This is a genomic window from Streptomyces sp. NPDC104106, assembly GCF_055584345.1.
The window spans coordinates 376,975-390,482 of the sequence record NZ_JBVJMF010000002.1; the positions used below are offsets into that span (position 1 = coordinate 376,975).

Sequence of the window (13,508 nt, forward strand, 5' to 3'; positions counted from 1 at the left end):
TATCTAGGTTCAGTGGGGGTGACGTGCGGGGACTCGGGCGCGACCTGTCCGGGGCCAAGGCGGTCGCGTCCGGGAGCGCCGTACGGCTGAGAGCGTCCGGCCACGGTCAGTAGCCAACGCCGTCGGGAAAATCCCTGTGGGGTCGGCCTCCTGACTGCGCGCCAGCCGCATGGATGTGAGAAGGCGGCTCGCCCTTCCTGCGTGCCGTCGCGGCCCCCGCCGCGCAGGAAGCGTGGCGGGGGCCGCGTGTGCGGTGGGCTGTGTGGTCGGGGTGCGGTCTGTCAGCGGGTCCGTGGTTGCTGGGCGGTGGAGAACACGAAGGAGAACTCGGCCGGTTCGGCCCGCAGGTGGTACTGGGGGAGGGGGCCGGGGCCGCAGGACTGGGAGCCGATGCCGTGCTGGGCGTGGTCGAGGTTGACCCACACCGTGTCGCCGGGGGTGAGGTCGGTGAGGTGCCGGGCGGCGTCCAGGTCCTCGGTGGTCCAGCGCCGGACGGTGAGCAGGAACTCCGGGGCGCCCTCGACGCGCAGACCGCCCAGCTCCGCCCAGCGGACGTCGATCCGGGCGCCGTTCTCCTGCGGACGGACGTACGGCGTCTGCATACCGTCCACGGTCGACTGCCAACGGCCTACTGCCGACGCCATCCTGGTGTCCGCGTACGCCTCGCCGGGGCCACCGCCGAACCACCGCACCCCGTCGGCAGCCGGCAGGCCGAAGCGGATGCCGAGCCGGGGCAGCGGGACCGTCCAGTCGCCCTCGGGGGCGGTGTATACGGTCAACCGCAGACTGTCTCCATCGGACGTCCAGCGGTACACCGTCGACAGTCCCACCTCCGCCGCGGCCGGGGCGACCCGCGTGCGCACCGTCAGCGCGTGCCCGCCCGTCTCCACCGCCTCCAGCCGGTGCCGCATCCGGTGCAGACCGAGGGTGCGCCACAGCAGGCCGTAGCGGGTGTCGTCCTGCCAGGCGGCGCCGTCGTCGTTGTCGGTGGTGGCCCGCCACACGTCCAGGCGCAGGCCGGTGACCGGTACGTCACCGATGGCCGTCAGGGCGCCGGTGCGGGCGTCGAAGGTGCCCGGGCCGAGGGTGATCGCCCCGTCGCCGGGCACCGGTCGGGCGGTCGGCGCGAGCGACGGCTCCCGGCGCCCCGCCGCCGCGACCTGGCCCCAGGCGACGACGTGGTCCTTCGGCGCCCACGGGGTGTCGGCCGCGAGCACCGCACGGACCGTCCACCACGCCTCGCCGGCCGCCGCCACGGGCGGCGGTGCGGGCAGCTTGACGTCGGCGGACTCGCCGGGTGCCAGCGTGGGCACCGACAGGGTGCCGGACTCCACGGGCTCGCCCTCCACCTCGTACGACCACGAGAACGCGAGCGCCGACAGGTCCGCGAAGTCCTGCTTGTTGGTGACGCGGACCGTGCCGTGGCCGGCAGCGCCGCTGATGCCGACCGGTTCGATCACCTTCTTGTACTCGACCAGGCCGGGGGAGGGCCGCCGGTCGGGGAAGAGCAGGCCGTCGCAGACGAAGTTGCCGTCGTGCAGTTCCTCGCCGAAGTCACCGCCGTAGGCGTAACCCAGCTCGGGGTGCGCGATGCCGTGGTCGATCCACTCCCAGACGAAGGCGCCCTGGAGCCGGTCGTACGTCTCGAACAGCCGCTGGTAGTCGGCGAGTCCGCCGGGTCCGTTGCCCATGGCGTGGGCGTACTCGCACAGGATGAACGGCAGCCCGCGCCGCTTGTGGGTGCCGCCGTCCAGGCCCTCGCCGATCCGTTCCACCTCGGCGTGGCTCGCGTACATCCGTGAGTACATGTCCGTGTCACGGCAGTCGATGTCGCCCTCGTAGTGGACGAGGCGGGAGGAGTCCCGGCCCTTGATCCACTCGGCCATCGCGGTCAGGCCCCGGCCGGTGCCGGCCTCGTTGCCGAGGGACCAGACGACGACCGAGGGGTGGTTCTTGTCCCGCTCGACCATGCGGGAGGCCCGGTCGAGCAGCGCCGGGGTCCAGCGGTCGTCGTCGACGGGGTTGTCCCGCCAGCCCTGCTCGGTGAAGCCGTGGGTCTCCAGGTCGCACTCGTCGATCACCCACAGGCCGTACTCGTCGCACAGGTCGAGGAAGGCCGGGTGGGGCGGGTAGTGGGAGGTGCGCACGGCGTTGATGTTGTGCCGCTTCATCAGCAGCACGTCCTCGCGCATCGTCTCCCGGTCGAGGGCGCGCCCCCGCTCCGGGTGCCACTCGTGCCGGTTGACGCCCTTGAACAGGATCGGCCTGCCGTTGACCGTGATCAGGCCGTCCGCCGACTCGACCGTGCGGAAGCCGATGCGCAGCGGCACCCGCTCGCCCTCGGTGGCCAGCTCGCCCGCGTACAGCCGCGGCACCTCCGCCGACCACGGTTCCACGGGCACGGTCGCGCTCTCGCCGGTCGCGATGTCGATGCCGAGGTCCGGGACGGTGACCCGGCCGGCCGTGTCGGAGTCGACCCGCAGGGTGCCGGTGCCGGCGAGGTGGTCGTAGGAGGCGTGGACGAAGAAGTCGACGGCACAGCCCGCCGGGCGGTGCAGCAGGGTGACATCACGGAAGATCCCCGGCAGCCACCACTGGTCCTGGTCCTCCAGGTAGGAGCCGGCCGACCACTGGTGGACGCGGACCGCCAGTACATTGTCTGCAGTCTTCAGCAGATGGCCGACCGCGAACTCGTGCGGCAGCCGGGAGCCCTTGAACTCGCCGAGGTCCGTGCCGTTCAGCCACACCCGCGCGCACGACTCCACCCCGTCGAAGCGCAGCACGGCGCCGCCCTCGGCGAGGTCCGGCCAGTCCGTCGGCAGGTCGAAGACCCGCAGATGGTCGCCGGTCGGGTTCTCGGTCGGCACGTGCGGCGGGTCGACCGGGAACGGGTAGAGGTGGTTGGTGTAGACGGGGGAGCCGTGCCCCTGGAGGACCCAGTGGCCGGGGACCGGGATCTCCGCCCACTCGCCGGCGTCGTACCCCTCCTCGGCGAAGGAGTCGTCCTCGGCGTCGGCCGTCGGCGACAGCCGGAAGCGCCAGGCGCCGTTCAGGGACAGGGATCGGGCGTCGGAGGCCGCGTACCAGGCGCGCGGCGGCAGCGCGCCGGAGCCCGGCGAGACGTCCTCGACGTAAGCGGTTTCGACGGTGGTGCGGAAGGACATCGGTCTCCTCGCTCAGCCCTTGATACCGGTCTGCGCGATCCCCTGCACCAGCCAGCGCTGGAGGAAGAGGAACACGAGTACCAGAGGCAGGATGGAAATGGCCGCGGCCATGAAGATCAGATGGAAGTTGACGGTCTGGTTGGTCATGAACGACGAAAGCGCGACCTGCACGGTCCAGGCGCTCGGGTCCTGGCCGATGACGAGCGGCCACAGGAAGGCGTTCCAGCCGCTGATGAACGTGATCGTGGCCATGGCCGCGAAGAAGTTCAGCGAGTTGGGCACGACGACCCGCCAGTACGCCCCCCAGATGGTCAGCCCGTCCACGCGTGCCGCCTCCTCCAGTTCCTTGGGGAATCCCAGGAAGTACTGCCGGAAGAGGAAGCACGTGAAACCACTGAACAGGCCCGGGATGATCAGACCGCGGTAGGTGTCCACCCAGCCGAGGGACGACACCAGAACGAAGCTCGGCACGAAGGTGACGGCGGTGGGGACCATGAGGGTCGCCAGGACGGCGTAGAAGACCTTGTCGGCGTGCCGGTAGGGGACGCGGGCGAGGCCGTAACCGGCGAGTGAGCAGACCAGCAGGGTGCCGGCGGTCGTCAGGAAGGCGACGACCATGGAGTTCCACAGGGACTGGCCGAACTCGACTGTCTGGTCGTTGAAGAGCTCGGAGATGTTGCCCCACTGGAAGGAGGGGAGCCACTTCCAGCTCGGGCCCGTGATCTCCGCGTCCGTCGACAGGGAGTTGCGGACGATCAGGTAGAACGGGATCAGGAACAGCAGGGCGGCGACGCTGACGGCGACGTACAGACCGGTGTTGCCGAGGACGCTTGCGCGCTTCACGCGGCGCGGCTTGCCGGTCTGCGGAGCGGTGGTGGTCACTGGGAGCCCTCCCCCCGGCCGAAGCCCATGAGCCTGCCCTGGAACAGGGTGACGAGACAGATCAGCAGCGACAGGATGACGGCGCCCGCGCTGCCGGCGCCGTAGTCCTGGTTCGTGCCGAGTGCCGCCTTGTACAGCTCCATGAGCGGTGTCTGGGCCCAGGTCGCCTTGGTCGTGATGATGTTGAAGAACTCGTCGAAGGCCTGGTACGCGCCGATGAGCAGCAGCAGGATCACCGCGGTGGAGGTGGCCCGCAGCTGCGGCAGTGTGATGTACCGGAAGGTCTGCCAGCCCGGCTTGGCGCCGTCGATGGCGGCGGCCTCGTACAGCTCCGACGGGATGTTCTGCAGCGCCGCCAGGAACAGGATCATGTAGAAGCCGGACTGGATCCACAGCCGCAGGGTGAGGATGACCAGCCAGTACCAGGGCGGGCTCGGGTTCGCCAGCCACGCGATGTTGTCGATGCCGAACCAGCCGAGGACGGTGTTCGCCATGCCGAAGCGGACGCCGGTGAAGATGGACATCTTCCACACCAGGGCGGCGGCGACGTAGGAGACCGCGGTCGGCAGGAAGAACACCGACCGGAAGAAGGCCCGCATGAACCGCAGCCGGTGCACGAGCAGGGCGAGGCCCAGCGACAGGGCCCAGGTGGTCGGCACGATGAACGCGGCGAACACGGTGAAGGTCAGCAGGGAGTCGGGGAAATTGCTGTTGGTGAGGATCTGCTTGTAGTTGTCGAGGCCGATGAAGTGGCTCGGCGTGACGGTGTAGCGCGCGTCGAAGAAGCTGAGCCAGACGCTCCAGCCGATCGGCACGAAGACGAAGATCGCCAGGCCGATGAGGAAGGGCCCGGTGAACAGCCAGAAGTTGAGGGTGTTGTTCGCCCCGAGGCCCCGCCTCGGCCGGGTCTTGGAGGCCTTGGCCGGGGCAGGGGGCTGGGCGACCCCGGGCTTGGTGGTGGTCGACATGTCGTGGGTCCGTCCGCGGCCTATCCGAACAGCTTCTTCAGCTCGACGCCGACCTTCTTGTCGCAGGCGTCGAGCGCGGCCTCCGGACTGGTGTTCTTGCGCACCGAGTTGGCGATGACGTCGTTGAACGCGGTGATCATCGCCTGGGTCCAGCCGATGTTGTCGAAGTGCCCGTAGGTGTTGAACAGCCTGACGCCGTCGGCCGCCGCGCCCGACTTCAGTTTGGTGGCCCGGGCGGCGATGGAGGTGCGCGGCGGGATGTGGAAGCCGTAGGAGGTGGCGAAGTCCTCCTGGTACTGCTTCTGGTCGATCCACAGCCACTTCACGTACTCCTTGGCCGCGTCGACGTTCTTGCTCTTGGCGTTGACGAACATGGACCAGCCGCCGTTGTACACGGACTGCTTGCCGCTGGAGCCGATCTTCGGGAAGGGGAAGACGCCGAAGTCGTCGCCGAGCGCCTGCTGGGTGGCGGGCATTCCCCACATGCCGCCCCACTGGATGGCGCACAGGCCCTGGTTGAACGCGGAGGGGTCCCAGAAGTCGGCCGGGGCGTCCAGCAGCAGGTGCCCGCTGGTGAACAGTGTGCGGAGCTTCTTCAGGCCCTCGACGACACCGTCCGTGTGGTAGGCGATCTGGTTCTTGCCGTCGAGGGTGTCGGCGCCGGCCGACCAGATCAGGTTGTTCTGGATCGGGGTCAGATCGTTGCCGAGGAACAGGCCCTTGACGTTGCCGGTGGTGAGCTTGGCGGCGGCCTCGATCAGCTCGTCCAGGGTCGTCGGTACGGGGACGTTCGCCTTCTCCAGCATGGACTTGCGGTAGAAGAAGAACTGCGGGTCGTCGATCATCCGGATGCCGTAGATCTTCCCGTCGACCGTGTGCGACGTGATGTCGGCCGGGTTGAAGTCGTCCTTGACCGGGGCGATGATGTCGGTCAGGTCGGCCACCTGACCGCTCTTGACGAGCTGGATCTGCGGGTGGAACTCGAAGACGTCGGGTGCCTGCGCGGTCAGCAGGGCCGAGAACAGCTTCGCCTCGAAGTTGTTGCCGGTGATCCACTGCGTGGACACGTTCGCCTTGGTGTACGCCTTCGCGTACCGCTTGACGGCCTGTTCCACACCGGCCTCGCCGTACGCGTGGAAGTACTGCTGCAGCTGCTTGCCCGAACCGGAGCCGCCCCCGCGGCCGTTGTTCCCGCCGCACGCGGCGAGCGGGGCGGCGACGGCCAGGCCGGCGGCGGCCCGGAGTATCGAACGGCGGTCCCAGGTGGGGTGGCTCTGTGCCGGCATGCTGACGTCCTTGTCTGTGGAGTGCGGCTCTACGGCTCTGCTGGCTCTGCGGCTCTGCGATGGCTCTGCGCCGGGCGGCCGACGGCCGAATGGCGTGAAAAGGAGGGTGTGGAGCGGGACGTTAACCTTCGGCTAAGGCTTCGGCAAGGGGTTGGACGAAGTCGGTGCGAAGTGTTGTAGACGGTTCGGGATCACGAACGCGGGGGCAGGGCAGGCGAGATGAGGGCCGCCGGGTCAGGGGTGTGGCCGGCGGCCCTCGGCCGGGGGAGCGGGGCTACGGAAGCGGGGCGGGGATGACTACCGCCTCGACCACGCCTCGTTGGCGCCGCCGTTGCAGCTGTAGAGGATGACCTCGCTGCCGTCCGCGGTCGCCTGCCCGCTCACGTCGAGACACTTGCCCGACGCCTCGTTCACGATCTGCCCGTTGCCGTTCAGCAGCCACCGCTGGGTGCCGTCACGCGTGGCCGTGGGTGTCGCGGTCAGACCCGAACCGGCAGTCGTCAGATAGCCGTTCGCGCCCTTCAGCGTGCCCTGCGCGTCGTACGACCAGGACTGGTCCGCGGCACCCGTGCACGAGGTGATCGCGGCCCCCGAGGCACCGGCGGTCAGGCACTTGCCGGACTGCTTGCCGGCGAGGGCGCCGGTGATCGCCGAACTGCCCTGGCCCCGTTGGTCGAAGACGTACGTCGTGACCGAGCGGGCGGCGAGCGTGGCGGACATCGTGCCACCGCGGAGCGACGGCTTCGCGACGTCCGCCCAGTCCTCGGTCGCCGAGGTCCGCACCGCATGCGCCGCCCGTACCGGCAGCTTGCTGTTGAAGCGCAGGTGGAGCGGGGTGTCGGTGGAGTTGTGGTTGTTGACCACGACCACCCACCGGCCGCCGCTGTCGTACGACGACACCTCGACGCCGTCCGGCGCCCCGGTCACGTCGTGCGCGACCGCGCCCGGCCGGACGAACTTGCTGTACTGGCCGAGCGCGTAGTACCGCTTGGTGAAGTACAGCTTCTGGTTGCCGTTCGTCGCGTAGTCGGGGTCGTAGTAGATCAGGCCGTCGTTCCAGCCCTGGTCGTTCTTCGCGGTCGGGCTGGTGCCGTAGCCGCTCGCGAGCGCCACCCACCACTGGAACGCCGAGTCGTGGGAGGTGGCGAAGTCCTTGTAGATGATCCGCGACATCAGCAGGGCGTTGTCGATCGTGGGGTCGTACTCCTGGTTCCAGCCCGTCGTGCCCTTGCCGAAGCAGCAGATCTCGGTCGCCCAGGACGGCTTGCCGACCGACCTCGACGTCTCGTAGACATTGCCGAGCTGGCCGTCGTCGGGGTTGTTGTACGTGTGATGGGCCAGCTTGGCGACGTATCCCGAGGTGCCCGGCTGGGCGATCCACTGCGGCACCTCGCTGGTGAACTGCGTGGTCTTGCTGGACTCGTCGGCGATGATCGACGTCTTCTGGTGCCGGGCCCGCTGCTCGGCGCCGAGCGCGCGCACGATGTCGTCGCGCTGGCCGACCGGGACGGGCATGCCCTCCTGGCCGCAGTCGGCGAAGCTGTTGTCCGGCTCGTTGAACGGGCTGATGTAGTCCAGCCGGACGCCCTGGCGCGCGAAGTGGGCGGTCACGTCGGCGACGTACCTGGCGAAGTCGGTCTCGTTCTGCGGCTTCAGCTGCCCGCCGCAGCTCTTGCCGTTGGTGGTCCACCGCGCGGGCGCGCTGTTGACGAAGCCGATCAGGTCCTTCACGCCGTAGTGGGCCGCGTACGTGAGGAACGTCCGGCCGCCCTTGTCCTTGCTCCAGTCGTAGGAGCCGTCGGAGTTCAGGAAGTCCTCCGCGGCACGGGCCGGGGTGGTGACCGCGGTGCCGCCGCCACCGATGTTGTAGCGGTACGAACTGAGGCCCAACCCCTGTTCCGAGAAGAGGAGTCGGGCGACCCTGGCCTGCACCCCCGGGGCGAAGTGCGTCAGGTCGTTGACCCACCAGGCGCCCGAGGCGCCGATGTCGTCGATGGTCTGGGCGGCGTGCGGGGAGACCTCGGCGGTGAGCGGGGCGGTGCCGGCGCTCGCGGGCGGTGAGGTGAGGAGGGCGGCGCCGAGGGCCAGCGCGGCCGGGGCCGCGAAGAGCAGGGACCTGAAGCGGGGGTGAGACACGTGCATCCCTTCCGTCGTCACGAAGGCGGTGCGGTACGGCTCCTTGCGAGGGTGGTGCGCTCAGTGGTGCTCTTGCCGGCGGTGCCCTTTCCGGTGGTGCCCTTGGTGGTGCTCTGCCTCTGCCCGACGGACTGCAGCGCACCCTCCAGCGCGAACGTGGCCGCGCCGAGGGACACCGGGTCGGTGGGGATCGGGGAGAGGACGATCTCGGTGGCGGCCAGCGGCCGGCGCAGCGCGTGCCGGGCCAGGGCGCGGCGGACCTCGTCGAGCAGCGGCTCGCCGAGCCGGGCCGCGACCCAGCTGCTGAGCACGACCACTTCGGGGTTGAGCAGGTTGACCAGGTCGGCGATGCCGGCGCCGAGGTAACGGGCGGTGTCGCGCACCACCTTGAGTGCCACGGGATCGCCCTCGGCGAGCGCGCGGGACAGCGCGCCGATGGTGGCCGTCTGGTCCTCGGGGTGCAACAGCGCGGAGCGGGGGCTCAGTTCGCGCAGGTTCTGCATGATGCCGGGCGCGCCGACGTACGTCTCGACACAGCCGTGGTTGCCGCAGTGGCACAGCCGGCCGTCCAGCACCAGCGTGGTGTGGCCCCACTCGCCGGCGCTGTTGCTCACGCCCCGGTGCAGCCCGCCGCCGAGCGCCAGGCCGGCGCCGACCCCCGTGCCCAGGTTGACCACCACCGTGTCCCCGCGGCCGCGCGCGGCCCCGAACCACAGCTCCGCCACCGCGCAGGCGCGCAGCGGATTGTCCAGGTAGAGGGGGTACGCGATGTGTTCGGCGAGCAGATCGAGGAACGGCACGTCGTGCCAGTCCCAGTTGGGCGCGTACTCGGCGACTCCGCTGTCGCGGTCCACCTGGCCGGGCACGCTCACCCCGACGCCGAGCACCCGGGCCGCCTCGACGCCGGCCTGTGCCACCACCGCCCCGACGGCCGCGGCGACCTGGCCGACCACCTGCTCCGGGCGGCTCTCGCCGGGCCGCATGTCCTCGTCGGCGCGGGCCAGCACGTTCAGCGCCAGGTCGAACAGCTCGACATGGACGTAGGTCTCCGCGATGTCCACGCCGATCAACGCGCCCCCCGACGCGTTGACGGCCACCAGCCCCCGGGGCCGGCCGCCGGCCGAGTCCTCGAAGCCGACCTCGGTGATCATGCGCAGGTCCAGCAGCTCGCCGACCAGCGTGGCGACCGTGGCGAGGCTCAGCCCGGTCGCGGCCGCCAGCTCCTGCCGGGAGGTGGGGGACTCGGCGATGATCTGCCGCAGCACCTCGTAGCGGTTCGCGGTGCGGATGTCACGCGATGTGCGCTTCACGCGGCGGCTCCTCCCATCCCGTCCGGACCAGACCCGGCCGGGGCGGCAGCGGCACCGGCGCGGGCCACAGGCTATGGGCTGCGAGGACTTTCGACAAGGGGTTAGGAAAGGGGCTGGAGAAAGTCCGCCGGGCAAGACCGGAGGCAGGTGGCGAGAAGTGTTCGCATCCGCGGCCTCCGTCGCGCCGCCACCCGCGCCCGCCTCACGCGTCCAGCAGTTCCCGGACGAAGGCGTTGGTGAACTTCCCGGCCGGATCGAGGGAGCGGGCCAGGGCGCGGAAGTCGGCGAGATGTGCATACAGTCCGCGGACGACCGTCGCCGGGATCTCGTAGACCTTCCCCCAGTGCGGACGCGGACCGAACGGCGCCAGCGCCTCCTCCAGCCGGCGCACCACCGGCAGGACGGCCGCCTCGTCGCGCACCCACGTGAAGTGCAGCGCCACCGAGTCGCGTCCGTGGGCCGGGCTGAGCCACTGGGTGTCGGCGGCGACGGTCCGCACCTCGCAGGTCTGCAGGACGCCGGCGACGGTCGACCGGATACCGTCGATCGCATACAGCGCCTCGACGGCCGCCGGGCGCGGCAGCAGGTACTCCGACTGGATCTCCTCCCCGTTGCTCGGGGTGAACTCCGCCCGGAAGTGCGGCAGCCGCTCGTGCCACGGTCCCGGCACGCCCATCTGCTCGGTGCAGTACGTCGCGGGCATGCCCGGCACCGGGTGCAGCGGCCCGGCCGCGGGGGCCGCCCAGGGGAAGCGCACGGCCGCCTGGTCGGTGCGCCGCTTGACCCACACCTGCGAAAAGCCCGGCTCGCGCCAGTCGGTGAACAGGCTCACGCTGTACCCGGCGGCGGCCACGGCGGCGAAGTCCAGGTCCCGTAGCGGGAGTTCGGTGAACACATGCTGCTCCACCCCGAACGCCGGCTCCAGGTCCAGGGTGAGCGCGGTGACCACGCCCAGCGCGCCCAGCGAGGTCACCGCGCCGTCGAACCGCGGGTCGCCCCGGCCGATCGTCACCGTCGAGCCGTCGGCGACGACCAACTCCACCTCCCGTACGGCCGAGGCGAGCGGCCCGTTGCCGACGCCCGAGCCATGGGTGCCGGTCGCCACCGAGCCGGCCACCGAGATGTGCGGCAGGGAGGCCATGTTGGGCAGGGCGAGGCCGTGCGCGTAGACCGCACGGGCCAGTTCGGCGTAGCGGACCCCGCCGGAGACCCGGACCGTGCGCGCCGCCGTGTCGACGTCGAGCACGGCCGGCAGCTCCGCCGTGGAGAGCAGCACGCCGTCCGGGCCGGGGTCGGCGATCCGGTTGAAGGAGTGCCCGCTGCCCAGCACCCGCACCCGCTCGCTGCCCGCCACCAGTGCCGCGAGCGCCTCGGGCGTGCGCGGCCGGTGGAACTCCCGCGCGGTGTACGTGATGGTGCGCGCCCAGTTGGTGACCGTCCCGGCGGTCTCGGCCGTCCCTGTCACAGTTGCGTCCCTCCCGGAGAGTGCGTGTGCGCCGACCCTCTCATCCGGAACGGCCCCACAGAGAGAGCTGCTGCGGATTTCGTCGTTCTATCCAGGGCACGGCACCGTATCCGAAAAGCCTCTGGCTCGCTTGCTGCGATATCGGTACCTTCCGTGTCATGAATCAAGAACCGCTCCCTGACCGGCTGCCCGTCACCGACCGCACCCGGCACCGGCGGCTGCGCGAGCAGGGCAGGCTGGAGCGCGCGGAGCTGGAGGCGATTGTCGACGCCGGGTTCGTGTGCCACCTCGGTGTGGTGGTGGACGGGCGGCCGGTCGTCGTGCCGACGGTGTACGGGCGGGACGGACGGTGGCTGTATGTGCACGGCTCGGTGGCCAGCCGCAGCCTCGCCGGGGACGCCCCCGTGTGCGTGACGGTCACCCACGTCGACGGGCTGGTGCTCGCCCGGTCCGTCTTCGAGCACGGGGTGAACTACCGCAGCGCCATGATCCACGGCACGGCCCGCACGGTCACCGACCCCGACGAGAAGCTCGCGGGCCTGCGCCGGCTCACCGAGCACTCCGCGCCGGGGCAGTGGTCGTACGCCCGTAGCCCGAACCGCAGGGAGCTGGCCGCCACCACCCTCCTCGCCCTCTCCCTGGAAGAGGCCTCCGTCAAGATCCGCACCGGCGCCCCGGACGACGGCGACGGGCCCGACGCGGCGCTCGGCCTGTGGGCCGGGGTCCTGCCGCTGACCGCGCGGTGGGGCACCCCGCGGCCGGACCCGGCGCTGCCGCCCGGCATCGCCGTGCCGGACCACATCGCGCGCCGTGCGGGGACCCGGCACGGCTGAGCCGCGGACGGGGGCATACGGTGTGAGGCGTACGCCTGAACCGGGAGGAGACAGACGGATGGGCAGTCGTACCGCGCTGGTCGAGGATCTGATGGAGCGCTTCCCGCACGTACCACGGGAAGCCGTCTTCAAGGAGGACCTGCTCCGCGGCGGCGTCGCCTTCGACCCCTCCGCCCTCAGTGACAACGAGAACGGTGAGGTCAAGCCGAAGTCGTACTTCATCTTCTCCTTCGACCACGGCACCCTGCCCGAACTGGGCGAGGCGGCCCTGCGGCGCCCGCCGGAGGAGATCATCCTCACCGGCGGGCCGTACGACCTGCGCCGCACGGTCGTCTCCGTACGGGTGAATCCGGCCTCGCCGTACCGGGTCGCCGCCGACGAGGAGGGGCTGCTCGGGCTCTACCTCGACGGCAAGCGGATCGCGGACGTGGGCGTGCCGCCCATGCCGGAGTACTACCGCCACACCCTCTCCAACGGCAAGTCCGTGATGGAGGTCGCCCCGACCATCCAGTGGGGCTACCTGATCTACCTCACCGTCTTCCGGGTCTGCCAGTACTTCGGCGCCAAGGAGGAGTGCCAGTACTGCGACATCAACCACAACTGGCGCCAGCACAAGGCCGCCGGCCGGCCGTACACCGGTGTCAAGGACGTGGAGGAGGTCCTGGAGGCGCTGGAGATCATCGACCGGTACGACACGCAGAAGGCCTCCACCGCGTACACCCTGACCGGCGGTGCGATCACCAAGACGGTCGCCGGGCGGGACGAGGCCGACTTCTACGGCCACTACGCCAGGGCCATCGAGGAGCGCTTCCCGGGCCGCTGGATCGGCAAGGTCGTCGCCCAGGCGCTGCCGAAGGCGGACGTGCAGCGGTTCAAGGACTACGGGGTGCAGATCTACCACCCCAACTTCGAGGTGTGGGACCGCCGGCTGTTCGAGCTGTACTGCCCGGGCAAGGAGCGGTATGTCGGCCGGGACGAGTGGCACCGGCGGATCCTGGACTCCGCCGAGGTGTTCGGCGCGCGCAACGTGATCCCGAACTTCGTGGCGGGCGTGGAGATGGCGGAGCCGTTCGGCTTCACCACCGTCGACGAGGCCATCGCCTCCACCACCGAGGGCCTGCGCTTCTTCATGTCGCACGGGATCACGCCCCGCTTCACCACCTGGTGCCCGGAGCCCACCACCCCGCTCGGCAAGGCCAACCCGCACGGCGCGCCGCTGGAGTACCACATCCGGCTGCTCCAGGCCTACCGGCAGACGATGGACGACTTCGGGCTCTCCTCCCCGCCCGGCTACGGCCCGCCCGGCCCCGGCCGCGCGGTGTTCTCGGTCAGCTCCTTCATGGACAGCCTGCCCGCGGACGACGCGCCCGCCGCGGACGGCGCACCGGCACCCCAGCCCGCCGGGGCGTGAAGCCCGTGTGAGGTGTCCGGCCGGGCGCTGAGTCGAACGGCTTCCGTGTCCGT

Annotated in this window: 9 protein-coding genes; 2 read left to right on the plus strand and 7 right to left on the minus strand. The window is 70.6% G+C overall.

What is annotated here, in order from left to right; all coding sequences use genetic code 11:
- Nucleotides 1–281 precede the first annotated feature (281 nt).
- The 7 genes from ACZ60X_RS05665 to ACZ60X_RS05695 all read right to left on the minus strand — a co-directional run bounded on the left by ACZ60X_RS05665 (nt 282) and on the right by ACZ60X_RS05695 (nt 11,211).
- Nucleotides 282–3,164, minus strand: a complete 2,883-nt coding sequence (locus ACZ60X_RS05665) for a glycoside hydrolase family 2 TIM barrel-domain containing protein (protein ID WP_469593665.1) — start codon at nt 3,162–3,164, stop codon at nt 282–284.
- 12 nt (nt 3,165–3,176) lie between these two features.
- Nucleotides 3,177–4,046: a carbohydrate ABC transporter permease gene (locus ACZ60X_RS05670; protein ID WP_469593667.1), complete on the minus strand. Its 870-nt coding sequence runs from the start codon at nt 4,044–4,046 to the stop codon at nt 3,177–3,179.
- Nucleotides 4,043–5,014 (minus strand): carbohydrate ABC transporter permease, encoded by a 972-nt coding sequence (locus tag ACZ60X_RS05675; RefSeq protein ID WP_469593669.1) that lies wholly within the window; start codon nt 5,012–5,014, stop codon nt 4,043–4,045. The genes ACZ60X_RS05670 and ACZ60X_RS05675 overlap by 4 nt, the downstream gene beginning before the upstream one ends.
- 20 nt (nt 5,015–5,034) lie before the next feature.
- On the minus strand, nt 5,035–6,300 hold the full coding sequence (locus ACZ60X_RS05680) for an ABC transporter substrate-binding protein (RefSeq protein ID WP_469593672.1): 1,266 nt from the start codon (nt 6,298–6,300) through the stop codon (nt 5,035–5,037).
- Nucleotides 6,301–6,597: 297 nt separating this feature from the next.
- Complete coding sequence (locus ACZ60X_RS05685) at nt 6,598–8,442, minus strand: glycoside hydrolase (protein WP_469593674.1); 1,845 nt, start codon at nt 8,440–8,442, stop codon at nt 6,598–6,600.
- 11 nt (nt 8,443–8,453) lie between these two features.
- Complete coding sequence (locus tag ACZ60X_RS05690) at nt 8,454–9,746, minus strand: ROK family transcriptional regulator (RefSeq protein WP_469593676.1); 1,293 nt, start codon at nt 9,744–9,746, stop codon at nt 8,454–8,456.
- 202 nt (nt 9,747–9,948) lie between these two features.
- The gene (locus ACZ60X_RS05695; protein WP_469593678.1) at nt 9,949–11,211 is read right to left on the minus strand and encodes an FAD-binding protein; all 1,263 of its coding nucleotides are present in this window, start codon (nt 11,209–11,211) and stop codon (nt 9,949–9,951) included.
- A gap of 158 nt (nt 11,212–11,369) precedes the next feature.
- On the opposite strand from ACZ60X_RS05695, the gene ACZ60X_RS05700 reads away from it, so the two are divergent.
- Both ACZ60X_RS05700 and ACZ60X_RS05705 read left to right on the plus strand, forming a co-directional pair.
- Nucleotides 11,370–12,044: a pyridoxamine 5'-phosphate oxidase family protein gene (locus ACZ60X_RS05700; RefSeq protein ID WP_469593680.1), complete on the plus strand. Its 675-nt coding sequence runs from the start codon at nt 11,370–11,372 to the stop codon at nt 12,042–12,044.
- 58 nt (nt 12,045–12,102) lie between these two features.
- Nucleotides 12,103–13,455 carry a radical SAM protein gene (locus ACZ60X_RS05705; RefSeq protein ID WP_469593682.1) on the plus strand — a complete coding sequence of 451 codons (1,353 nt, stop codon included), beginning with the start codon at nt 12,103–12,105 and terminating at the stop codon, nt 13,453–13,455.
- Nucleotides 13,456–13,508 lie beyond the last annotated feature (53 nt).

What these genes read in the sequence shown, in the direction of transcription:
- ACZ60X_RS05665 (WP_469593665.1), bottom strand. Translation starts at nt 3,164, where the DNA reads ATGTCCTTCCGCACCACCGTCGAAACCGCTTACGTCGAGGACGTCTCG.
- ACZ60X_RS05675 (WP_469593669.1), bottom strand. Translation starts at nt 5,014, where the DNA reads ATGTCGACCACCACCAAGCCCGGGGTCGCCCAGCCCCCTGCCCCGGCC.
- ACZ60X_RS05680 (WP_469593672.1), bottom strand. Translation starts at nt 6,300, where the DNA reads ATGCCGGCACAGAGCCACCCCACCTGGGACCGCCGTTCGATACTCCGG.
- ACZ60X_RS05685 (WP_469593674.1), bottom strand. Translation starts at nt 8,442, where the DNA reads ATGCACGTGTCTCACCCCCGCTTCAGGTCCCTGCTCTTCGCGGCCCCG.
- ACZ60X_RS05700 (WP_469593680.1), top strand. Translation starts at nt 11,370, where the DNA reads ATGAATCAAGAACCGCTCCCTGACCGGCTGCCCGTCACCGACCGCACC.
- ACZ60X_RS05705 (WP_469593682.1), top strand. Translation starts at nt 12,103, where the DNA reads ATGGGCAGTCGTACCGCGCTGGTCGAGGATCTGATGGAGCGCTTCCCG.